Annotated in this window: 21 protein-coding genes; 13 read left to right on the top strand and 8 right to left on the bottom strand. The window is 68.7% G+C overall.

Features of this window, described 5'->3' with window-relative positions; translation table 11 throughout:
• The first annotated feature begins 64 nt into the window (after window positions 1–64).
• The 6 genes from BLW00_RS10260 (at window position 65) to BLW00_RS10235 (ending at window position 7,524) form a co-directional block, all read left to right on the top strand.
• Window positions 65–1,249, top strand: coding sequence for an inorganic phosphate transporter (locus BLW00_RS10260; RefSeq protein ID WP_092553352.1), 1,185 nt, complete (start codon window positions 65–67; stop codon window positions 1,247–1,249).
• Entirely contained in the window at window positions 1,246–1,482 is a 237-nt protein-coding gene (locus BLW00_RS10255) for a hypothetical protein (protein WP_092553349.1), read from the top strand. Before BLW00_RS10260 ends, BLW00_RS10255 begins: the two co-directional genes overlap by 4 nt.
• 24 nt (window positions 1,483–1,506) lie before the next feature.
• The gene (locus BLW00_RS10250) at window positions 1,507–2,943 is read left to right on the top strand and encodes an aldehyde dehydrogenase family protein (protein ID WP_092553346.1); all 1,437 of its coding nucleotides are present in this window, start codon (window positions 1,507–1,509) and stop codon (window positions 2,941–2,943) included.
• A gap of 104 nt (window positions 2,944–3,047) precedes the next feature.
• Window positions 3,048–4,502: an aspartate ammonia-lyase gene (locus BLW00_RS10245; protein ID WP_245741559.1), complete on the top strand. Its 1,455-nt coding sequence runs from the start codon at window positions 3,048–3,050 to the stop codon at window positions 4,500–4,502.
• A gap of 44 nt (window positions 4,503–4,546) precedes the next feature.
• The gene (locus BLW00_RS10240; protein ID WP_092553341.1) at window positions 4,547–6,562 is read left to right on the top strand and encodes a cell wall-binding repeat-containing protein; all 2,016 of its coding nucleotides are present in this window, start codon (window positions 4,547–4,549) and stop codon (window positions 6,560–6,562) included.
• A gap of 122 nt (window positions 6,563–6,684) precedes the next feature.
• Window positions 6,685–7,524 carry a class II glutamine amidotransferase gene (locus BLW00_RS10235; protein ID WP_092553338.1) on the top strand — a complete coding sequence of 280 codons (840 nt, stop codon included), beginning with the start codon at window positions 6,685–6,687 and terminating at the stop codon, window positions 7,522–7,524.
• Here BLW00_RS10235 and BLW00_RS10230 read toward each other — a convergent pair.
• Window positions 7,514–8,938 carry a glutamate decarboxylase gene (locus BLW00_RS10230; RefSeq protein WP_092553335.1) on the bottom strand — a complete coding sequence of 475 codons (1,425 nt, stop codon included), beginning with the start codon at window positions 8,936–8,938 and terminating at the stop codon, window positions 7,514–7,516. The genes BLW00_RS10235 and BLW00_RS10230 overlap by 11 nt on opposite strands.
• Before the next feature lie 85 nt (window positions 8,939–9,023).
• On the opposite strand from BLW00_RS10230, the gene BLW00_RS10225 reads away from it, so the two are divergent.
• Window positions 9,024–9,707, top strand: a complete 684-nt coding sequence (locus BLW00_RS10225) for a YrhK family protein (protein WP_092554647.1) — start codon at window positions 9,024–9,026, stop codon at window positions 9,705–9,707.
• Here the strand turns inward: BLW00_RS10225 and BLW00_RS10220 are convergent.
• Complete coding sequence (locus BLW00_RS10220; protein WP_092554645.1) at window positions 9,625–10,551, bottom strand: alpha/beta fold hydrolase; 927 nt, start codon at window positions 10,549–10,551, stop codon at window positions 9,625–9,627. The two genes, BLW00_RS10225 and BLW00_RS10220, sit on opposite strands and share 83 nt — an antisense overlap.
• Window positions 10,552–10,850: 299 nt before the next feature.
• On the opposite strand from BLW00_RS10220, the gene BLW00_RS10215 reads away from it, so the two are divergent.
• The 4 genes from BLW00_RS10215 to BLW00_RS10200 all read left to right on the top strand — a co-directional run bounded on the left by BLW00_RS10215 (window position 10,851) and on the right by BLW00_RS10200 (window position 15,995).
• Complete coding sequence (locus BLW00_RS10215; protein ID WP_092553332.1) at window positions 10,851–11,588, top strand: SDR family oxidoreductase; 738 nt, start codon at window positions 10,851–10,853, stop codon at window positions 11,586–11,588.
• A gap of 18 nt (window positions 11,589–11,606) precedes the next feature.
• Entirely contained in the window at window positions 11,607–13,070 is a 1,464-nt protein-coding gene (locus BLW00_RS10210) for a DHA2 family efflux MFS transporter permease subunit (RefSeq protein WP_092553329.1), read from the top strand.
• A gap of 143 nt (window positions 13,071–13,213) precedes the next feature.
• The gene (gene helR, locus BLW00_RS10205; protein ID WP_217634348.1) at window positions 13,214–15,358 is read left to right on the top strand and encodes an RNA polymerase recycling motor ATPase HelR; all 2,145 of its coding nucleotides are present in this window, start codon (window positions 13,214–13,216) and stop codon (window positions 15,356–15,358) included.
• Between the two features lie 133 nt (window positions 15,359–15,491).
• A complete protein-coding gene (locus BLW00_RS10200) occupies window positions 15,492–15,995 on the top strand; it encodes a MarR family winged helix-turn-helix transcriptional regulator (RefSeq protein ID WP_092553323.1) in 504 nt (167 codons plus the stop codon).
• 12 nt (window positions 15,996–16,007) lie between these two features.
• Here BLW00_RS10200 and BLW00_RS10195 read toward each other — a convergent pair whose 3' ends face one another.
• Together BLW00_RS10195 and BLW00_RS10190 are read right to left on the bottom strand one after the other, a co-directional pair.
• Window positions 16,008–16,232 (bottom strand): CDGSH iron-sulfur domain-containing protein, encoded by a 225-nt coding sequence (locus BLW00_RS10195; RefSeq protein WP_092553320.1) that lies wholly within the window; start codon window positions 16,230–16,232, stop codon window positions 16,008–16,010.
• Window positions 16,225–17,280, bottom strand: coding sequence for an iron-containing redox enzyme family protein (locus tag BLW00_RS10190; protein WP_092553317.1), 1,056 nt, complete (start codon window positions 17,278–17,280; stop codon window positions 16,225–16,227). Before BLW00_RS10190 ends, BLW00_RS10195 begins: the two co-directional genes overlap by 8 nt.
• A 183-nt stretch (window positions 17,281–17,463) precedes the next feature.
• On the opposite strand from BLW00_RS10190, the gene BLW00_RS10185 reads away from it, so the two are divergent.
• Window positions 17,464–18,321, top strand: a complete 858-nt coding sequence (locus BLW00_RS10185) for an SDR family oxidoreductase (RefSeq protein WP_092553314.1) — start codon at window positions 17,464–17,466, stop codon at window positions 18,319–18,321.
• Here the strand turns inward: BLW00_RS10185 and BLW00_RS10180 are convergent.
• From BLW00_RS10180 to BLW00_RS10170, 3 genes are read right to left on the bottom strand one after another with little or no spacing between them, the layout of a single operon-like run.
• Window positions 18,296–18,823, bottom strand: a complete 528-nt coding sequence (locus BLW00_RS10180) for a GNAT family N-acetyltransferase (protein WP_092553311.1) — start codon at window positions 18,821–18,823, stop codon at window positions 18,296–18,298. The two genes, BLW00_RS10185 and BLW00_RS10180, sit on opposite strands and share 26 nt — an antisense overlap.
• On the bottom strand, window positions 18,820–20,148 hold the full coding sequence (locus BLW00_RS10175) for an FAD-dependent oxidoreductase (protein WP_092554643.1): 1,329 nt from the start codon (window positions 20,146–20,148) through the stop codon (window positions 18,820–18,822). Before BLW00_RS10175 ends, BLW00_RS10180 begins: the two co-directional genes overlap by 4 nt.
• A 38-nt stretch (window positions 20,149–20,186) precedes the next feature.
• Window positions 20,187–20,597 carry an arsenate reductase ArsC gene (locus BLW00_RS10170; RefSeq protein WP_092553308.1) on the bottom strand — a complete coding sequence of 137 codons (411 nt, stop codon included), beginning with the start codon at window positions 20,595–20,597 and terminating at the stop codon, window positions 20,187–20,189.
• A 111-nt stretch (window positions 20,598–20,708) separates the two neighbouring features.
• On the opposite strand from BLW00_RS10170, the gene BLW00_RS10165 reads away from it, so the two are divergent.
• Window positions 20,709–21,059: an ArsR/SmtB family transcription factor gene (locus tag BLW00_RS10165; RefSeq protein WP_092553305.1), complete on the top strand. Its 351-nt coding sequence runs from the start codon at window positions 20,709–20,711 to the stop codon at window positions 21,057–21,059.
• A 19-nt stretch (window positions 21,060–21,078) separates the two neighbouring features.
• Here the strand turns inward: BLW00_RS10165 and BLW00_RS10160 are convergent, their stop codons facing one another.
• Window positions 21,079–21,546: a VOC family protein gene (locus BLW00_RS10160; RefSeq protein ID WP_092553302.1), complete on the bottom strand. Its 468-nt coding sequence runs from the start codon at window positions 21,544–21,546 to the stop codon at window positions 21,079–21,081.
• Between the last annotated feature and the right edge of the window lie 51 nt (window positions 21,547–21,597).

Genomic DNA, 21,597 nt, shown 5'->3' with positions numbered 1-21,597 from the left:
TGCATGAACTCCCGATGAATTCTCGTCTTGCGCGCCGCAGGCATCAACGGCTGGAGAGGCACGGGTGGATCTGACCGTCATCGTCGTGCTGGTCGTCGTTCTGGCCCTGTTCTTCGACTTCACCAACGGCTTCCACGACACGGCGAACGCCATGGCGACGCCGATCGCCACCGGGGCGCTGAAGCCCAAGGTGGCCGTGGGCCTCGCGGCCGCGTTGAACCTCGTGGGTGCGTTCCTCAGCACGGAGGTGGCCCGGACCATCTCCAACGGGCTGATCAAAGAGGGCGACGGCGGGGTGCAGATCCTGCCCGAGATGATCTTCGCCGGATTGATCGGCGCCATCGTCTGGAACCTCGTGACCTGGCTGTTCGGCCTGCCCTCGAGCTCGTCGCACGCCCTCTTCGGCGGCCTGATCGGTGCTGCCATCGTCGGCGCCGGATTCGGAGTGGTCGACTACAGCGTGCTGGTGAGCAAGGTCATCCTGCCCGCTCTGATCGCCCCGGTGGTGGCCGGGGTGGTGGCGTTCACGGCCACCCGGTTGGCCTACGCCATCACCCGGATGCCCGCCTCCAGCGCCCAATCGGGCGTGCGCGGGCGGTTCCGCTACGGCCAGATCTTCTCCTCCTCGCTCGTGGCCCTCGCGCACGGCACGAACGACGCCCAGAAGACCATGGGGGTCATCACCCTGATGCTCATCTCGGCGGGCCTGCAGGACTCCGGAACCGGGCCGCAGATCTGGGTGATCGTCACCTGCGCCGTCGCGATCGCCCTCGGCACCTACATGGGCGGCTGGCGCATCATCCGCACCCTCGGCGCCGGACTCACCGACGTGAAGCCGGCACAGGGGTTCGCCGCCGAGACGAGCACCGCCGCCACGATCCTGGCCTCCAGCCACCTCGGATTCGCCCTCTCCACCACGCAGGTGGCCTCGGGTTCGGTGATCGGCTCGGGTCTCGGGCGCAAGGGCTCCTCGGTGCGTTGGCGCACGGCCGGGCGCATCGGCCTCGGCTGGGCGATGACCCTTCCGGCCTCGGCCGTCGTGGGAGCCCTGGCGGCTTTCGTCGCCACCATCGGCACCGCGGGCATCATCATCGACCTGGGGGTGGGGCTCGCCGTCATCGTCACGATCTTCCTGCTCTCCCGCCGCAACCGGGTCGACTCGAACAACGCCATCAGCGAGGTCGACGCCGCGTCGATCGCGGTGCGGAGCCCGAAGGCGACGCGTCGCAAGAGAAGGGTGGCCGGATGATCGAGTGGGGTTCGTTCCTGGCGGTCGCCATTGCATCGCTGGTCTCCACCGCCGTCGTGGTGAGCCTGTATTCGTTCGGGCTGCGCTTTCGCGGGCTCACGCATCCGGACGCCCGCACCGGTGAGCAGGTGCGGCCCGCCTACGCGACCGTGCTGTCGTATCTCTGCTTCGGACTGAGTGCCTGTGCCGTGCTCTACGGCATCTATCTGATCGTGCCGTTCTTCCACGGGTAGCCCGCACGCTCCTACGATGGGCACATGACTCTGGAGTCCACCGCCGGTTCCGCCACCGATCCCGCCGACCGCGCTGCCGTGCCCGTGGCCGCGATCGTGCCCGCGCTCCGCAGCGCCTTCGACCGCGGGGTCACCCGCTCGCTGCGCTGGCGCACCGAGCAGCTCACCGCTTTGAAGCGGATGCTCGTGGAGCGCTCGGCCGAGTTGGAAGACGCGCTCTTCCTCGACCTCGGCAAGAACCCCGCCGAGTCGCAGCTGACCGAGATCGGCATCGTGCTCGCGGAGATCGATCACACGCTCGCGCACCTGCACCGGTGGCTGCGACCGCGACGGGTGGCTGTGCCGCTCGCGATCGCGCCGGCCTCCGCGTCGACGCTGCTCGAACCGCTCGGGGTGGTGCTCGTGATCGCACCGTGGAACTATCCCGTGCAGCTGCTGCTCGCCCCCGTGGTCGGGGCGCTGGCCGCGGGCAACGCCGTGCTGCTGAAGCCGAGCGAGCTGGCACCCGCCATTTCGGCGCTGCTGGCGGCCCTCGTGCCCGAGTACCTCGATCCGCGTGCCGTGGCCGTGGTGGAAGGCGGTGTGACCGAGACCACCGAGTTGCTCGCCGAGCGATTCGACCACATCTTCTACACCGGCAACGGAACCGTGGGCCGGATCGTGATGTCCGCGGCGGCGAAGCACCTGACGCCCGTGACCCTGGAACTCGGCGGCAAGTCGCCGGTGTACGTCGACGACACGGTCGACCTGGCCGCCACGGCGCGCCGGATCGTCTGGGGCAAATTCCTGAACGCCGGCCAGACCTGCGTGGCGCCCGATTATCTGCTCGCCACGGCCGGGGTGTCGGCAGCGCTCACGCCGCACCTGATCGAGGCGATCGGCGAGCTGTACGACGGCGACCCGCGATCGAGTTCCAGCTATGGCCGGATCGTGAACGACCACCACTTCGCGCGGCTCACCGGTCTGCTGGAGGGGGAGCGCGTGCTCGCGGGCGGCCGCTCCGACGAGCGCACGCGCTACGTCGCACCGACGCTGCTCGGCGGCGTCGCTCGCGACGCCCCGGTGATGCAGCAGGAGATCTTCGGTCCGATCCTGCCGATGGTGCAGGTGTCGGGCCTCGACGAGGCGATCGAGGTCATCCGCGCGGGCGACAAGCCGCTCGCGCTCTACGCCTTCACGAACTCGAAGACCGCGGCGCGGCGCATCCTCACCGAGACCTCGTCGGGCGCCGTCGGCTTCGGCATCCCCGCGGCCCACCTCAGCGTCTCCGGCCTGCCCTTCGGCGGCGTGGGGGAGAGCGGGATGGGGCGTTACCACGGGCGGCGCAGCGTCGAGACCTTCAGCCATGAGAAGGCCGTGCTGCGGAAACCCCTCACTCCCGACACGATGAAGCTGGTGTATCCGCCGTTCACGGAGCGCAAAGACGGATTCATCCGGGGTCTGCTGCGCCGCCTCAGCTGATCCGTGCGCGAGTAGAGTCGATGTCGTCCAGCCACAAGCGATACGACATGACACAAGCAATGGAGCTCACCGTGACAACCCCAGCGGCGTCCGCAGAACACACCCTGAACACCCCTCAGCCCGGCGACCCGGTCGCCGGAGCCACCCGGCTCGAGACCGACAGCCTCGGGTCGGTCGAGATCCCCGCCGAGGCCTATTGGGGCATCCACACCGCCCGCGCGATCGACAACTTCCCGATCAGCCGCCGGCCCATCTCTGTCTACCCCGACCTCGTCAACGCCCTGGCCATCGTGAAGCAGGCCGCGGCCCGGGCCAACCGGGAGATCGGCGTGCTCGACGCGTGGAAGGCCGAGTGGATCGAGGAGGCCTGCGAACGCGTCCGCGCCGGTGAGTTCCACGACCAGTTCGTGGTGGGCGTCATCCAGGGCGGGGCCGGCACGTCGACCAACATGAACGCCAACGAGGTGATCGCCAACGTCGCCCTGGTGGCACACGGGCACCCGCAGGGGTCGTACGACGTGCTGCATCCGCTCGACGATGTCAACCGCAGCCAATCGACCAACGACGTGTATCCGACCGCGGTGAAGCTCGCGATGTGCTTCTCCCTCGACCGTCTGATGGCCGAGCACGCACTGCTCCGCGACTCCTTCGGCGCGAAGGGCCACGAGTTCGCGAACGTACTGAAGGTCGGCCGCACGCAGTTGCAGGATGCCGTGCCGATGACGCTCGGCCAGGAGTTCCACGGATTCGCCACGACGCTCACCGAAGACCTCGAGCGGATGCGGCACACCCTGCCGCTGCTCTGGGAGATCAACCTCGGCGCCACCGCGATCGGCACCGGCATCACGGCCGATCCTGCCTACGCCGCGACGGTCTGCCGCCACCTCCGTGAGCTCACCGGTTTCGAGCACGTGACGGCGGCCGACCTCGTCGAGGCCACGAGCGACGCCGGCGTGTTCATGACCCTCTCGGGCGTGCTCAAGCGCTCGGCCATCAAGCTCTCGAAGATCTGCAACGACCTGCGCCTGCTCTCCAGCGGCCCGCAGGCGGGATTCGGCGAGATCAATCTGCCCCCACGGCAGGCCGGGTCGAGCATCATGCCCGGCAAGGTGAACCCGGTCATTCCCGAGGTCGTCAACCAGGTCGCGTTCGCCGTGGCCGGGGCCGACGTGACGGTGACGATGGCCGCGGAAGGCGGGCAGCTCCAGCTGAACGCGTTCGAACCGGTGATCGCACACTCGCTGCTGCAGAGCCTGGCCTGGATGACGGGCGGATGCCGCACCCTCCGCATCAACTGCATCGACGGCATCACCGCCAACCTCGACCGGCTCGACACGATGGTCTCGACGTCGGTCGGCGTCGTGACGGCGCTGACGCCCTACATCGGTTACGCGGCGGCCTCCGCGCTGGCGAAGACGGCTCTGCTCACGCACCGCAACATCGCCGACCTCGTCGTCGATGCCGAGCTGATGAGTCGCGAGCGCGTGATGAAGCTCATCTCGCCCGCCCGCCTCTCGGGCCTCGAGACGATCACCTCGGCGATCCCCGTCGTCGACTGAACTCGCAGCCAACACTGAGCATTCCTCGTGTAACATCCGGGAGTATGAAGCAACTCCGCCACGTCTTGATCTCCGGCGTCACTGCGACCGTTGCGGCCGCCATGCTCTGCGCGACGATGGCGCCGGCCACGGCAGAGGCTGCGACTCCGGTGCGGTCTGTCATCCAGCACGACGATTCGACCGGAATCGGCGAGAGTCCAACCGCTGTGGGGGTGGACACGGGGCTTCATCGCGCCTACGTCACCAACTGGAAGAGTGGCAGCGTATCTGTCGTAGACACCCAGACGGATACGGTGCTGACGGTCATTCCACACGACTCCGCGAATGGGATCGGCGGTGAGCCGTCCTACATCGCCGTCGATGCCGCAGCGCACGAAGCCTATGTGGTCAATCATCAAGACTCGACCGTGTCGGTGATCGACACCCGGACCAATCGAGTCACCCACGTCATTCCACACGATGAAGGGAACGGGATCCACAAGCAGCCCTTCGGCATCGGCATCGATTCGACCACCCACCGCGCGTATGTGAACAACTACTGGGATGGCACGGTCTCGGTCATCGACACGATCTCCCACGCCGTCATCAAGGTCCTCCGCGTCACCCCCGACAACAATCCACTGCAGATCGCCGTCGACGAGATCGACCATCGGGCTTACATCACCAACCACTGGAATGACTCGATCGCCGTGATCGACACCTCCAGCGACACCGTGCTGCCGTCGATCGGTCGTGCTGACGGCATCGGCGACCATCCCGAGGGAATCGCGGTCGCTCCGGGCGGCCACAAGGTCTACGTGACGCAGCACAACTCCGCGACGGTCTCGGTGGTGGACACGGTGGCACGAAAGGTCACGAAGGTGATCCCATATGCACCGGCAGGCGGGGTGGGGATCGGTATGTACCCGGTGCGGATCGCGTTCGACCCGGCCTCGCTCACCGCCTTCGTCGTCAACAACAACGACGGCACGGTATCCGTGATCGACACCGTGTCCGATGTCGTCACCGAGGTGATTCCCCATGACGATTCGACGGGTATCGGGAGACAGCCGGACGGAATCGGGATCGACCCGGGCACGCAGCGCGCGTACGTGACCAACAGCGGTTCCGACACGGTCTCGGTGATCGGGATCCAATCGAACTCGGCGGTGTCGCGGATCGGCGGTGCCGACCGATACGCGGTTTCTGCGGCGGTCTCGGCGGGTTCCTTCGCGCCCGGCGTCCCGTCGGTGTACATCGCGTCAGGGGAGAACTTTCCCGATGCGCTTTCGGCGTCTGCTGCCGCTGGCGTCAAGAAGGCTCCCGTGTTGCTGGTGACCCGTGACAGCGTTCCCGGCGTGGTGGCTGCTGAGCTCAAGCGATTGAAGCCGGGAAGCATTGTGGTCATGGGCGGTACCACCACCATCAGCGACGGGGTGGCCACTGCACTGGCCGTGTACGGTCCGACGACGCGGGTCGGGGGCGCCGATCGGTACGCCGTGTCGGCGGCGCTGTCCGCTCGGGACTTCAGCGCGGGTGTCGCCGTCGCCTACGTCGCCTCGGGCCAGAACTTTCCCGACGCGCTCTCCGGGTCCGCTGCCGCGGGCCATCTGAACGGACCTGTGCTCCTCGTCACGAAGGACTCCGTGCCGGCAACCGTCGCCTCCGAGTTGGAGCGCCTGCAGCCCAAGAAGGTGGTGATCCTCGGCGGCCCCAACAGCGTCAGCGAGGCCACTCTCAGCGAGGTCGCGACCCATGCACCAGCGGCTTCACCCATTGCACGCCTCGCCGGTGCTGATCGCTATGCGGTGTCCGCAGCCGTCTCCGCGGACACCTACCCGACGGGTGCATCCACGGTCTATGTGGCCTCCGGGGCCGTCTTCCCCGATGCGCTCTCCGGGTCGGCGGCCGCGATCGTGGCGAACGCGCCGGTGCTCCTCGTGACCAAGGACGGCATTCCCGACGGGGTCGCGGCGGAACTCGACAGGCTCAACCCGCGGAAGATCGTCGTGCTGGGCGGCCCGAACACGATCAGCGATGCGGTGCTCACTCAGCTCGTGCCGTACATATTCCGGTTGTGATCGCGAGCAGCCGCCGGTGAAGCATGAACGGCCGAGCATCATCCCGAACGGATGACGACCGGGGCCGGGGGCGGAGGTACTGTCGGCGCATTCTCCTCTCGACGAAAGGCAGGCGGATCGACATGTGCAGGTGGCTGGCATACACGGGGGAGCCGCTTCAACCCTCGATCGTGATCCTCGACTCGCCGCACTCGCTGGTGGCTCAGTCGCTCAACTCGCCACTCGGCGCCGAGACCGTCAACGGCGACGGGTTCGGATTCGGGTGGTATCCCGTCGACGGCGGTCCGGGGGCGGAGCCCGGCTACTTCCACAGCATCGAGCCGGCCTGGAACGACCAGAACCTGCGTGAACTGACCCGGAGCATCCGGAGCCCGCTCTTCTTCAGTCACGTTCGCGCCGCCGCCGGGCCGCCGATCCAACAGACCAACTGCCACCCCTACCGCTACGAGAACTGGCTCTTCATGCACAACGGCTACCTCGCCGAGTTCCCGAAAGTGAAGCGCGACCTGACCTACGCCGTCGACCCGTCGCTCTATCCGCACATCCTCGGCACCACCGATTCCGAGGTGCTCTTCCACCTCGCGCTGTCGCTGGGACTCCGCGACGATCCGATCGCCGCACTCGGAGCCGCCATCGGGATGGTGGAATCGGTCGGCCACGAGCACGGCATCGCCTTTCCGATGCAAGGCACGATCGCGGTCACCGACGGGGAGACCGTGTGGGCGTTCCGCTACTCCTCGCAGGGGCGCACGCGCACGCTCTACCATTCGGTCGATGTCGACGTCGTGCGGGAGATGTATCCCGATGCCGAGCGGCTGAAGCTGTTCGGCAGCCACGCCCACGTGATCGTCTCCGAGCCGCTGAACGATGTGCCCGGCGTGTTCCTCGAAGTGCCCGAGTCGACCGTGGCCGTCGTCGATCACTCCGGATACCGGCACGAGCCGTTCGTGGTCAGTGCGTGAAGGTCGACACCAGCCCTTCGGTCGGCATCGGCGCTTCCAGCGCGTCGAGGTAGTCGACCGCCTCGGTGATGTCGTTCATCAGGCTTTCGGCGAGGTTGCGGCTGAGGCCGTTGCGCACCACGATGCGCTGCACCACGATGTCGGTGAGGTCGTCGGGCATCGGATAGGCGGGGATCAGCCACCCTTTGAGGCGCAGTCGCTCGGACAGGTGGTAGAGGTTCCACTTGTCCGTGTACCCGGCCTTCAACTGCCAGGCGAAGACCGGGATGTCGGTCCCGTCGTTCCAGAGGTCGAAGGCCGGCATCGCACCGATCCGTCCCGAGAGGTAGACCGCGACATCCTGGGTCGTCTTCTGCACTTTGTAGTACCCCTCCCATCCGAGCCGGAGGAAGAGGTAGTACTGCAGCAGCACCTGTGCGCCGGGGCGGGAGAAGTTGAGGGCGAAGGAGGGCATGTGGCCGCCGAGGTAGGTGACGTCGAAGACGAGATCGGATGGCAGGTCGTCGACCGTGCGCCAGATCACCCAGCCGAGTCCGGGGTACACGAGGCCGTACTTGTGCGCGGAGGTGCTGATCGAGTGCACGCGTTCGAGCCGGAAGTCCCAGACGAGGTCGGGCTGGAGGAAGGGGGCGATCATGGCTCCGGATGCGCCGTCGACGTGGATGGGCACGTCGAGTCCGGTCTGGGTCTGGATGCGGTCGAGTGCTGCGGCGATCTCGGCGACGGGTTCGTACATGCCCGTGTAGGTGACGCCCATGATCGCGACGACGCCGATGGTGTTCTCGTCGACGTACTTGTCGAGGTCGTGGCCGTCGAGCACGCGGTGCTCGTCGGTGATCGGCACGTAGCGGGGTTCGACGTCCCAGTAGTTGCAGAACTTCTCCCAGCACACCTGGACTGCGCTGGAGAGCACCAGGTTGGGTTTGTCGGTGGACAGCCCGGCGGCGCGGCGGGCGTGCTGCCAGCGTCGTTTCAGGGCGAGGCCGCCGAGCATGCACGCCTCGGAGGACCCGATCGTGGAGGTGCCGATGGCGTTCGCGGTGTCCGGAGCGTTCCAGAGGCTCGCGAGCATCTTCCAGCACCGGGTCTCGATCGCGGCCGTCTGTGGGTACTCGTCTTTGTCGACCATGTTCTTGTCGGCGGTCTCGGCGTAGAGCTTCTGGGCGAACGGGTCCATCCAGGTGCCCACGAACGTCGCGAGGTTCAGGCGCGAGTTGCCATCGAGCATCGCCTCGTCGTGCACGATCTGATAGGCCGTCTCGGGCAGCGACTCGTGCTGCGGGAGTTCGTCGAGCGGGAAGTCGATCGACTCCCCGACGCGGGCGAACATGGGGTTGAGCTGATTGTGGGTGCCGTCGCCGGTGAACCCACGCGACGAAGAAGTCGAAGTCGGCGTTGCGGTTGTCCTGGTCATGCCCTGACACTAAGAACCCACCGACCGCGCGTCGTCATACCAGATGGGTGATGTCGCCGTCCGCGGCAGCGCCTACTGTCGCCTCATGCCGGCCACTCGCGTGATCCGCCTCCGACGTGAGGCCTGGGGGTTCGCGATCGGTTCGCTCTGCTTCCTGGTCGGCGCGATCCCGTGGTACGCGGAGGCCGTCGGCGTCGCGGTCACCGACCTCACCTTCTTCGTCGGCGCCCTGTTCTTCACGGCTGCCGCGTTCATCCAACTCGCGCTCAGCGGGAGGCATCGCCCCGCCCGCGGAACCGCTCGACCCGACGTGTTCGATTGGTGGGCGGCGGTCGTTCAACTGGTCGGAACGCTGTTCTTCAACATCAGCACCACCGACGCCCTGCTCACCGCCGTCGACAGCACCACGCGCGTGAACAGCGGGTGGCGACCGGATGCCGCCGGCTCCGTCTGCTTCCTGGTGGCGAGCACCCTCGCCGTCGTCGCGACCACCGAACGCGACCGCTTGTGGGATCCGAACGCCCGCAGCTGGCGGTGCACCTGGCTCAACCTGCTCGGGTCGGTGTTCTTCGGCGCATCCGCGGTGGGAGCATACGTTCTCCCGTCCACCGCCGATCTGGTGAGCTTGTTCTGGGCGAACCTCGGCACCTTCCTCGGCGCTGTCTGCTTCCTCGTGGCAGCCCTGCTCAGCCGGCCGGCGCCGCCCCGTCGGGCGGCGCCTTCGGCGCAGGATGCAGGGTTCCCCGATGGATCTCGTAGGCCCGCGTGAAACCGGGGGAATCCGGGTCGTCGACGATGGGCTGGTCGGCCATGAACAACCGGATGACGTGCGCGAGCTCACCCGGATTGCTGAAGTTGATGGCGTGCGCGGCCCCCTCCATCACCACCACGAGCACGTGGTTGTCGGTGAGCGACGCGACCTCGCGGATGCGGTCGGGACCCGGCATCAGCGGGTCGCGATCACCGATCACCACGAGGGTCGGGATCTCGAGTGCGAGTAACCGGTCCAGGGAGGGATAGCGGGTGAGCGCGCGGAACATCCGCACCGTGCTGGGCACCCCGAACCGCACGTAGTCGGGAGCCGCGACACGCATCATCCGGGGCGGCTCGCGGGTGCCGTCGCGGGCGAGCTGGCCGACCGCACGTCTCAGGGGCTGGTTGTGCAGACCGCCTGCCGGGGAGACCAGGATGGCGCGGTCGATGCGTTCGGGGTGGTTGTGCGCGAACTCGCAGATGATGGGGCAGCCCATCGAGTTGCCGACGAGCGTCGCGCGCTCGATACCGCGGTCGTCGAGGAACCGCGTGGCCGCGTGAGCGAGTTCCGGCACGTCGAGGGGCTCGGACGGTCGCCCGCTGCGCCCGAATCCGGGCAGGTCGGGGACGAGGATGTGGAATTCGTCGCGCAGCCGCTCGGCGGTGGGCAGCAGGTAGCGGCCGGAGAGGCCGAAGCCGTGCAGGTGCATCATCACCGGGGCGGCCGGTGGTTCGGGCGACTCCCGGTAGAAGACGTCGACGTCGTCGACGACGGTCCAGCGCTCGGCCAACGCCGACGCCGGATGCCGCGGCGAGCGCCGACGCCGGCGCCGATCGGAATACTCCGCCGCGGTCGGCATCGTGGCTGCCTCCTGTCTCTTCGAGGCCCAGTTCAGGTAGGCGTCGTACGGATCGTCGCTCGTGTTCTCCGGCACCACGTTCCAGGGGCGGCCTTGACGGCGACGGGTCATGGCGCCACTCACCTCCCTCGCCGATCGGCCCGGGGGTCTCGGAGCGGATCGGCGTGTGGCCCGACGATAGCGACGCCCCGCAGTCGAGACGTCACCCGAACGGGGTGAACTCTGTCGAGCGAATCCGTCATTGATTCGTGATTTCAGCCGCCGTACCATGTGCTCACGCCGACTCAGAGGAGAAGGACATGACCGAATCGCTCGACGGCCAGAGCGTCGTCGTTCTCGGCGGCAGCGCCGGAATCGGACTGGCGGTGGCTCGGCATGCCCTCGAGGCAGGTGCGGCCGTGACCATTACCGGGCGGGATTCCGAGCGATTGGGCGCCGCGCTCGGCGAGCTGCCGGGTGCGAGGGGACAGGCGTTCGACGCCGGCGATCCGGCGGCATTGACCGGCTTCTTCGCCGGGCTCGATCGCCCTGTCGATCATGTCTTCGTCTCGGCCGGCGGCCCCTATTACGGCCGTCTCGCCGATCTCGACCCGGAGCAGGCAGGGCGTGCGATCGGCAAGAGCCTGGAGTTGATGATCCGGTTGGCGCAGCTCGTTCCGCCGTTGTCGCGGCCCGGCGGAAGCATCACTCTCATGTCGGGCACCGGCTCGAAGCACCCCGCGCCCGGACTCACGGTGATCGGCGCCACCGTCGCTTCCCGTGCGGCCGCGGCGGCGAACCTGGCTCTGGAGATCGGGCCGGTGCGGATGAATCTCATCGCCGCGGGTTTCGTCGACACCCCGCTCTCCGCGCGCCTGCTCGGCGACGGGCTGGACGACCGGCGTCGTCAGTTGCGCGAGACCCTCCCGGTGCATCGAGTGATCGAGGCCTCGGATGTCGCAGACCTCGCGCTGCACCTCATGACCAACACGGCCATCACCGGCGTGGTCTACGACCTCGACGGCGGCCAGCAACTCCTCCCGGCCGTCGAAGCCTGAGACGATCCGGATCGCGTCATGGACGACGTCGGAACCGTTCCCCTGCGGAGCAGCCGCGGAGTCTTCGTGCTCGTGGCCACGGTGCTCGCGTCCACCATCGGGTTCCTCGACGCCTCCGTCGTGAACGTGGCCATCCCGGCCATCGGCAAGGACCTGAACGCCGCGGTCGCCGACCTGCAATGGACGGTCACGAGCTATCTGGTGGCCGTGACCGCCCTCCTCCTGGTGGCCGGGGCACTGTCGGACCGCTACGGGCGTCGCCGTATCCTGATCATCGGTCTGTCGATCACCCTGGTGGCCTCCGTGTTCTGCGCGCTCGCTCCGGATGCCTCCCTCCTGGTGGTGGGCCGGATCGCCCAGGGGATCGGGGGTGCGCTCACGGTGCCGAGCAGCCTGGCTCTGCTCAACGGCACGCTCCGCTCTCAGGATCGCCCGCGAGGGATCGGGCTCTGGGCGGCGCTGTCGACCGTCGGCTACACGGTCGGCCCGTATGCCGGCGGCTGGCTGGTGGACAACGGGTCCTGGCGCTGGCTGTTCCTGCTCAACGTGCCGCTGGTCATCCTGGCGCTGCTCGCCCTCATCCGCGTGCGCGAGCAGAAGAACCCGGAGGCCAGCGGTGGCATCGACTACCTGGGGGCCGTGCTGATCGCCATCGGGCTCGGCGCGGTGGTCTACGCGCTCACCGACGGCTCCGCCAACGGCTGGGCGCGGCCGGCGATCATCCTGGCCGGCATCGTGGGCATCGGTTGTCTCGTGACGCTGGTTCCGGTGGAGCTGCGCGTCGAGAACCCGGTGCTGAAGCTCCGCCTGTTCCGCTCGAAGCAGTTCTCGGCCATCAACGCCAGCACGCTGCTGTTCTACGCGGCGATCAGCGGGGTCGGCTACCTCGTGCTGCTCCGGCTCGAACTCCAGCTCCACTACACGCCGACGCTCGCGGGCGCAGCGCTCATCCCGTCGTCGGTGGTCTTCCTGATCGTGGCTCCGATCAGCGGGAGCCTGGTGGCGACGTTCGGACCGCGATGGTTGATGACGGCCGGCATCCTGGTGGCCGGGATCGGCTTCCTGTGGCTGTCGTTCCTCGGGCCGTCGTCGAGCTATTGGCTCGGTGTGCTGCCGGGCAATCTCCTGCAGGGGCTCGGCTTCGGCCTGGCCGTCACGCCGCTCACGTCCGCGGTGCTCGCGGCGGTGCGCAATGCCGACCTCGGCGAGGCCTCGGCGATCAACAACGCCGTCTCACGCCTCGGCGGAGCGGTGGCGATCGCCATCATCCCCGCCCTCGCGGGTCCGGGTGTGCACACGCTGGCCGAGACCATCGACGCGGCCTATCAGCCCGGGATGGTGATCACGGCGCTGTTGTGCCTGGTGGCCGCGGCGATCGCTGCGGTGTTCGTCTCGAACGCTCCCGCGGCCGCGCCTGTCACGGCCGCACCGATGCCGCACGCCTGCCTGCCCGAGGCGGTCGATCGACGCGTCTCCGCCTGACGCGCAGACCCGGCTTAACGAACAACAAGGCGGATCTCTCGACCACACCTTGCCCTTCTCAATTTATAGCGGAGAGGGGGGCTTGCGGCAAGGCCCCCGCGGTGCCGCAGACTTGTCGGCCGTAGCCTGATCGAAGGGATCTGATGACGCTGACGACGAGTGCGTTCGACCTGCCCGACCGCCTGGCCCGCAAGGGCGACCCGGCACTGATCGCCGCCGACGAGCGGCACTTCGCGGCGCTCGCCGAGAGCCTGGAGCAGTCGATCGCCGAGCTCTCCGAGCGGCTCGACCGCGTGCGCCGGAGCCCCGGCGGTGTGGGCCAGGAAGCGATGGACCGCGACCTCGAGGTGCACCAGTTGACGGCCCGGCTGCGCGCCTTGCGGCGCTACGGACTCGACCTGTGCCTCGGGCGGGTGGTGCGCGCCGACGAACCCGACCCCCTGTACATCGGACGCTTCGGTCTCACCGACAGCGCGGGTCACCGACTCCTGCTGGATTGGCGGTCGCCGGCGGCCGAGCCGTTCTTCGGCGCCACACTCGCCGATCCGATGGGTCTGGTCAGCCGCCGCCGCTATCGCTGGACCCGGGGTCGCATCAGCGACTACTGGGACGAGGTGTTCACCGCCGACGGCTTCGGCGGCGCAGTGGCGCTCGACGATCAGTCCGCGTTCATCGCCAGTCTCGGCAGCAGTCGGTCGAGCCGCATGCGCGACGTGCTCGGCACCATCCAGGCCGATCAGGATGCGATCATCCGGGCCGGATCCCGCGGAGCACTCGTCGTCGACGGAGGGCCGGGCACCGGCAAGACGGTGGTGGCGCTGCATCGCACCGCCTACCTGCTCTACTCCGATCCTCGCCTCGAGCGCCGCCGCGGCGGCGTGCTGTTCGTCGGACCCAGTGCAGGGTATCTGGCCTACGTCGACGACGTGCTGCCGAGCCTGGGGGAGGAGGGCGTGCAGATCGCCACGCTCCGTGACCTCGTGGTCGAGGGTGCGGATGCCGGGGCGGAGAGCGATGCCGAAGTCGCGCGGTTGAAGGCATCCGCCGATCTGGTGACCGCGATCGACCGGGCCGTGGCCTTGCATGAACAGCCGCCCACGCAGACGATCACGGTGGAGACTCCGTGGTCGGAGGTCGAGGTCGATCGTCACGACTGGGCCGAAGCCTTCGACGCACCCGAACCCGGAACCCCGCACAATGACGCCCGCGACGAGGTGTGGGAGGCGCTCGTCGAGATCCTGCTCGACAAGCACGTGGGCGACGACGAGATCTCACCGTCTCAGCTCCGTCGCATCCTGGTGCAGCACGACGAGCTCACCGGCACGTTCAACCGGGCCTGGCCGCTGCTCGAACCGCTCGGCGTGGTCGGCGACCTGTGGTCGGTGCCCGCTCAGCTGCAGCGGTGCGCGCCCTGGTTGAGCGCCGAGGAGGTGCACCTGCTGCAGCGCGACGACGCCCGCGCGTGGACGGTGTCCGACCTGCCGTACCTCGACGCGGCGCGCCTGCGGATCGGCGACCCCGAGGCCTCCCGTCGTCGTCGCCGGCGCGAGGCCGCCCTCGCCGCCGAGCAGGAGACACGTGATCGCGTGGTCGACGAACTGATCGCCGCCGACGACTCCGAACTGCTCGTGATGTCGATGCTGCGTGGTCAGGACGCCCGCAACAGCCTGGTCGACGACGCGGCGCTGCCGAGCATCGACCCGGATCAACTCGCCGGCCCGTTCGCGCACGTCGTGATCGACGAAGCCCAGGAACTGAGCGACGCCGAGTGGCAGATGCTGCTGCGCCGCTGCCCCTCGCGCAGCTTCACGATCGTCGGCGACCGCGCCCAAGCGCGGCACGGCTTCCGGGAGTCGTGGGAGGAGCGCCTCGCACGCGTCGCACTGAAGCAGGTCACCCTGGCCTCCCTCGCCATCAACTACCGCACTCCCGAGGAGGTCATGGCCGAGGCCGAGCCGGTCATCCGGACCGTGCTCCCGGATGCAAACGTGCCGACGTCGATCCGCCGGAGCGGCATCCCGGTACGGCTGGGCTCGCGGGAGGAGCTCGACGGCATCCTCGACTCCTGGCTGGCCGAGCACGACGAGGGGGTCGCCTGCGTGATCGGCGACCCCACCGTGCCGTCGAGGCCTCGGGTGCGCTCGCTCACGCCGGAACTGTCGAAGGGATTGGAGTTCGACCTCGTCGTGCTCATCGACCCGCAGGCGTTCGGCCACGGTATCGAGGGAGCGGTCGACCGCTACGTGGCGATGACCCGCGCCACGCAGCAGCTGGTGATCCTCACTTGACGGTCAGGCCGCAGCACCACGTTGCGTGATCTCGCGGCGGATCGGTGGCCGAATCGATCGCGCAGGGCCATATTCAGAAGATGAAGGATCGATCCGCGCCGCGGATCGGGCGAACCCCCTGCCGGGTGGCCTGATGCCGCAGAACGTCGTACGCCGCGAGGCCCGCCATCTCTACGCGGATGCCCCGAGCACCGCCGCGGCGAAAGGAGCCGTCGACGCGTTGCTGCGCCTGCAACGGGCCGAGGAGACCGAGGTCGACCGTGTGCGCGCCGCCGTGGGGCTCAGCAACAACGAGTTCCGCGCCATCCGGTATCTGCTGCAGGCGCAGCGGGAGGGGCGCGACACCGGGCCGAAGGACCTCGGCACCATGCTCGCCATCTCGAACGCCTCGGTCACCAACGTGGTCGATCGGCTGGAGCAGAACGGCGACCTCGAGCGGCTGCGACACCCCGACGACCGGCGTGCGCAGCTGTTGCGCCCGACACCGGCCGCGGCCGCGAAGGTCGAAGCGGGCTACCGCACCTTTCACGAGACCATGGTCCGGGTGATGGACGGGCTCTCGCCGGCGGATGCGACGATCGTGGCGCGCGTTCTCAACGACGTGACCGATGGGATCGAGAGCGGTCACGCCCCCTGACGTTCCGTCGTGTCAGCTGAGCGGGGTCGGCTCGTCGTCGGTGCGGAATCCGGTGATGCGGTGCGTTCCGTCGCAAAAGGGCTTGCGTTGGGAGAGCCCGCAGCGGCAGAGCGCGACGGTGGGGCGCCCTCGGTCGACGCTCGGCCCGGTCGCACCGACGATCGCGAAGCTGCCGCGCACGAGGACCGGGCCGTCGGGGCAGGGCACGATCTCGACGTCCCCGGTGTGCTCAGCCATGGTAGTGGCCGGGTGCTCGCGTGCGTGTCGTGCCGCGCGACCGCTCGGCCTGGCGCAACGACGACTCGCCGTTCCGCCAGGCCGAGAGCAGGTGCTGGGCCGTCAGCTCGTCGAGCAGCAGACAGCTCGCCGCGCCGAACAGGATGTCGTCGAGCAGCTCAGGAGACGCCGCGGCCAGAGCACCGGCGAGGTCGCGGCCGGCGATCTGCTCGTGCACCGCATCCGCTTCGACATGCTCGTCGAAGTAGAGCGTGGTCGCGCTGTCATGGCCGAGGCGGCGGAACCCGTCGCCGTAGAGGCGGTTCGGGATCGACGACGTCATCTCGATGGCGGCGAGGTGGCCGGCGATCGCGCCGCGCAGTCGTCGGTGCAGACCGAACATCGACATCGTGTTGAGCGACGCGAGCGTCACCGCGGGCAGCTGATCGACGTAGTGGCCGTAGTCGTCGTTCAGCCCCAGTCCGCGCATCGTCTGGGCGAAGAGGGCACTGTGCATCAACTCGGGCCGTCCGTTGCCGTACTCGTCGCATTGCACTTCCACCAGCGCGGCTTTCGGCACGCCGCGCAGGCGCGGGATCGCCCAGGTGTGCGGATCGGCTTCCTTCAACTGGTAGATCGAGCGGTGCAGGAGCAGTTCGCGCAGCTGCTGCTCGTCGGCCTTCTTCGCCACGTGGCGTGAGAAGCCGGGGCCCGCGGTGGGCGCCGTCATCCGGAACAGGGCGCCCGCCACGGCGTCGACCGTGGGCAGCGGATGCTCGGTGACCGAGACCGCCGAACGCAGCTGTTCCTCGAGCCGCGCTTCGATGCGGGCGCGGGCGCGCAGCAGGTCGGGATTCCACTCCAGGGCGTCGTCGACGTCGTCGAACCCGCCATAGTGCAGTTCGTAGAGCATGAACAGGGAGATCTGGATGTCGTCGTCGGCGATCAGGTCGTCGACCAGCACGAGGGCGGCTTCGACGAGGTCGTTGAGCGCATCGGGCTCGTCGCCGTGCAGGAGGCACGACGCGAGGGCGGCGCTGACGGCGCCACGGGATGGGGGGAGGTGCATGGGTCTACTTCCGTCGGCGAGACCTCGGGGTCTCGATGCGCCCGACCCTACGCGCCCGAGGAATTCCGGCCAGACACTGGTCAGACGGCCTTCGATCTGCTACGCCCACACGGGAGTCAGACCCGGACATCCGACATCGCGGGCACGTCACAGCCAGGGCGTCGGCGTCGGTATCCTTCAAGCATGACGAGTCAACCAGCGATCGCGGTCACGGGTGTCACGGGCGCGGTCGGAGGACGGGTGGCTCGCGAACTCGCTGCTCGAGGCACCCCGCTGCGCCTGCTCGCCCGCACGCCGGCTCGGGCGCCCCAGCTGCCGGGGAGCACCGTGCACGAGGTCGCGTATCGCGACCAGGATGCCGCACGGAGCGCTCTGAAGGGCGTCGAAACGCTCTTCATGGTGTCCGCCGCGGAGACCGCCGACCGCCGCGCCGAGCACATGGCCTTCATCGACGCCGCCGTCGCGGCCGGCGTGCGCCGGATCGTCTACACCTCGTTCCTCGCGGCAGCGGCCGATTCGGTCTTCACGCTGGGCCGCGACCACCACGCCACCGAACAGCACATCGAGGCCTCGGGGCTCGCGTGGACCTTCCTGCGCGACAACCTCTACACCGACTTCGTCGAGAACCTGGTGGGGGACGACGGCGTCATCCGCGGCCCCGCCGACGGCGGTCGGGTCTCGGTCGTGGCCCGAGCGGATGTCGCGCGTTCCGCGGTCGCCGTTCTCGCCGATCCGTCGCCCCACGCCTTCCGCCGCTACGACCTCACGGGTCCGCAGGCGATCACCCTCGAGGAGGCCGCCGCGACGATCTCGCGGGTGCGTGGCCGCGACGTGCGCTTCGAGAACGAGACCATCGACGCGGCCTACGCCTCCCGTGCCCACTATGGTGCACCGCAGTGGCAGCTTGACGCGTGGGTGAGCACCTACACCGCGATCGCGAGCGGCGCTCTGGCAGAGGTGAGCCCCGACGTCGAGGCTCTCACCGGCACCCCGCCCCGGTCGCTCGAGGACTATCTCAGAGGGGTCGATCCCACCCGATGACGCTGCTGCGCCATTCGACGAGCACAGTGTCGCGCCACTGACCCGCCCAGGGTCCGTCGCGCATCCTCGCGATGGCCCGACGGGTGCCGACGACGCGGAACCCGGCTCGTTCGTGCACCGCGAGGCTGGCGGCGTTCTCCGGGAAGATGCTGGACTGGATGGTCCAGTATCCGGCGGCCTCGGCTTCCGCGACGAACGCCTCGAGGAGAGCGTGGCCCACTCCCTTTCCCCGGGCGGATTCGGCGACGTAGACGGAGTGCTCGATCACGCCTCGATAGACCTCCCGGTCGGAGACCCGGGAAGCAGCCGCCCACCCCACGATCCCGCCACTCGCCGTCGTCGCCACCAGACGCGGCAGCGCGATCTTGCCGGCGTCGAAGGATTTCCAGCCGGGCGGTTCCGATTCGAACGTCGCGTTACCGGTCGCGATCCCCTCACGGTAGATGGCCTCGACGGCCGGCCAGTCCGCAGCCAGCAGACGGCGGATGTCGACGCCGGTCATCCGCAGCAGGCCGAGTCGTCAGACGACGTGGAGGTCGAGCAGACCCCGGTTTCCGGCAGCACGAGGTTCACGACACGTGCGGCGTCGCGATTGCCCGCGAGCTCGTCGGCGATCGAGCGCACCTGCTCGTAACCGGTGGCGAGCAGGAAGGTCGGGGCGCGGCCGTACGACTTCATCCCGGCGATGAAGAAGTCGGCTTCAGGATGCGTCAGCTCGGTGACGCCGTGCGGAGGCACCGAGCCGCAGGAATGCAGGTTCGGATCGATCAAGGGCGCGAGCATCCGGGGTGCTTCGACGATCTCGTCGAGACCGAGACGGATTTCGCGGAGCGGCTCGAGGTCGGGACGGAACCCGGTCGCGTTCACGATGACATCGGCCTCGACGACGGCGGATCGGCCCGCGCGACGGCCGCGAACCCGCACGGGGCCGTCGCCGCCCTCGTTCGCCGAATCATCGGCAGGCTCGAGGTCGTCGATCTCGAACCGGTCGACCAGCGCGATCCGTCCGTCTCGCACCAGGGCGTCGACGCGCTGTCCGATCGAGGCGCGGTCGGGCAGACCGTCGTCGTCGGCGGTGAAGATGCGCTCCGCCGACCGGTTCCGGATGGCCCAGCTGATGCTGGTGCCGGGTGCGGTGCGGGCGAGCTGGTCGAGTGCCAGCAGTGTGTTCGCGGCGGAGTGTCCGGCGCCGACCACGAGAACGCGCTTGCCGGCGAAGCGGCCGCGATCGCGGCCGAGCACGTCGGGCAGTCCGGTGACGACCCGGTCCGAGGCTCCTGTGGCGGGATCGAGCCCGGCCGCGGTGAGCGGATTCGGCGAGCGCCAGGTGCCCGAGGTGTCGACGACGGCCCGCGCGAGCATCTCCGTCACGGCGCCTTCGTGCTCGATCCGGAGGAGGAAGGGCGTGTCGGCGCGGCCCGTGGAGCGCGTGCGGTCCATGCCCTGTCGGCTCACCGCCACGACGCGGCTGTTCAGGCGGAGGCGCGACTCGAGCTCGGGAGTACGGGCGAGCGGAGTCAGGTACCTCTCGAGGAGTTCGGCCCCGGTGGGGGAGCGGTCGCCGTGCGGGGCGGTCCATCCTGTGGCTTCGAGCAGCCGACGGCCGGCGGGATCGATCAGATAGGTCCACGGCGAGAACAGCCGCGTGTGCGCCCACTCCGCGACAGCGCTTCCGGCCCGGTCGCCTGCTTCGAACACGGTCACCTCGAGCCCGCGTTCGAGCAGATGTGCGGCTGCGGCGAGGCCGACCGGGCCGGCACCGATCACGGCGACGGGAAGCCCGTCACGCCGTGAACCGGTGGTGCGCGGGGGAACGGTGAGAGTCATGGTCACGGCGGGAGTCCTTTCTCGGCTGACGACAGGTCTCAGGCGGTGACCGGCAGGAGCTCGGCGAGCAGCGCTTCGACGCGTGCCTTGATGTCGTCGCGGATCGGCCGGACCTCCTCGGCGCCCTTGCCGGCCGGGTCGGTCAGCTCCCAATCCTCGTACCGTTTACCGGGGAAGATCGGGCAGGTGTCGCCGCAGCCCATGGTGATCACGACGTCGGACTCGCGCACCGCATCCGTCGTCAGGATCTTCGGTTGATTCGACGCGATGTCGATGCCCTCTTCGGCCATCACCTCGATCGCGACCGGGTTGATGCTGTCGGCCGGCTCGCTTCCGGCCGACAGCACCTGGACGCGCCCCGCGGACAGGGCCTGCAGGTAGCCGGCGGCCATCTGGGAGCGTCCTGTGTTGTGAATGCAGACGAACAGAACAGTGGGTGCGGCAGCCATTGCGCATCCTTTCCCGGCCCGTCGGGGCCCATCCATGCATCGAAGAATGTCGATGCATGAAGTATCGCGACAAACATCGACGGTTGTCAATGTTTGTGCGATGCTGGTCTCATGCCCGTTGCCGAACTGCTGCCCCTCACCGACGTCACGGCCTGCTGCACGCCGATCACGCTCGACGCGATGACGGCCGAACAAGCCGAGGTGATGGCGCGCACCTTGAAGGCGCTGGCCGATCCGGCCCGGTTGCGGCTGCTGTCATTGGTCGCCGCGCACGACGACGACGAGGCCTGCGTCTGCGACCTCACGGAACCGCTCGGCCTGTCGCAGCCCACGGTGTCGCATCACCTGAAGATCCTCGTCGAGGCCGGCTTCCTCACCCGCTCGAAGCGCGCGACCTGGGCGTACTACCGGATCGTACCGGGCTCGCTCGACGCGGTGGCCGGACTGCTCACCTCGGTCTGATCGGCCTCGAGCGCCCGGGTCACTCCGGCGCGGAGGCCGTCGCGACGTCGAGGATCCAGGTCACACCGAGTGCGTCGGTGAGCAGGCCGAAGCCGGGGCTCCAGGCTGAGGCGGCAAGCGGCTCGACGATCGACGCGCCCCGGGAGAGTGCGTCCCAGTAGGCCTGCACCTCCTCGAGGGTCTCTCCCCGCACCGAGACGAAGAAGGACTGATCGGTGATCGTCACGCCGTTCTCGCGATGCGTCGAGCCGGGTCGCGCCGCATCGCCACCGGCCTGCCCGGGGATGTCGTAGGCCATGACGCGGAAACCCTCAGCGCTCTCCACCTGACCGAAGACGACCGTGTCGGCGCCGGGTGCGCCGGCCGGCATCCCGAAGTCGCCGTATGTCGCGATGGTGATCCGTCCGCCGAACACGGACTGGTAGAACTCCAGTGCCGCCCGGGCGTCGCCGCGGAAGTTGAGGTGCGTGGTGGTGGTGATGCTCATGTCTGCTCCTTGAGAGATGGACGCCGGGTGCCTCCCGGCCCGTCCACACTC

Origin of the sequence: Herbiconiux ginsengi, assembly GCF_900107435.1 — a bacterium.
GTDB classification, from domain to species: Bacteria; Actinomycetota; Actinomycetes; order Actinomycetales; family Microbacteriaceae; genus Herbiconiux; species Herbiconiux ginsengi.
The sequence above is the reverse complement of the archived record's forward strand: the minus strand, read 5'-3'. Positions and strand labels throughout refer to the sequence as shown.